The following is a 637-nucleotide window of genomic DNA, read 5'->3' as shown; positions in this document are numbered from 1 at the left end:
GTAGGCGATGCCTCACTTTTCAGAGATGAAAAGATACCGTCTTAACTGTCAAGCAAATTATTTAAGGATTCATGCCTTATAATTTGCCTGATAAGGTTGTTGGTTTTTAAGAACACCATAGCAAAGATGAATTAACTTTCGCATAGCAGCAGCAATCGCTACCATTTTAGTTTTCCCTTTCGCTAAGAGCCGTTCGCTCAACTCTTTAATGTGAGGATTGTACCGAGTTGCAACAATGGCAGCCATATATAAACCCGATCGAATTTTAGGTGAACCGGCTTTAGATAAGCGACTTTTTCCAAGCACAGAACTACCAGATTGTCTATGAATGGGAACTAAACCCACAAATGCAGCAGCTTGGCTAGCTTTTTCAAAAGAATGAGCACGTAAAAAAACAAGCATTAATAAACTGGTACGCTCAGCAATTGCTGGAATGCTTTCAAGAAGCTTTTGATCACGTTTAAGCTCATGGTCTTGATCAATATGGTTTTGAATTTGTGTATCTAGATTCTGAATTTGCCGAGTTAATGATTTAATATTAGTCTTAATAGACTTTAAAATTGGTACAACTATTAGAGTGGAGTTTGCTTTTTCCAAACGATTTTGTTCACGTTTTAAGTCGTTCGCAAGACTTGAC

Annotated in this window: 1 protein-coding gene; it reads right to left on the bottom strand. The window is 37.4% G+C overall.

Translation table 11 applies throughout. From position 1 onward, the window contains the following. Positions 1–69: 69 nt before the first annotated feature. Positions 70–637 (bottom strand): transposase (locus ACG9ZL_RS21120; RefSeq protein ID WP_419361872.1); only part of this gene is annotated, 568 nt, incomplete at its 5' end.

Origin of the sequence: Acinetobacter legionensis, from assembly GCF_048551735.1 — a bacterium.
GTDB lineage: Bacteria > Pseudomonadota > Gammaproteobacteria > Pseudomonadales > Moraxellaceae > Acinetobacter.
Note: the sequence above shows the minus strand (reverse complement) of the source record. Positions and strands in the feature narration are given on the sequence as shown.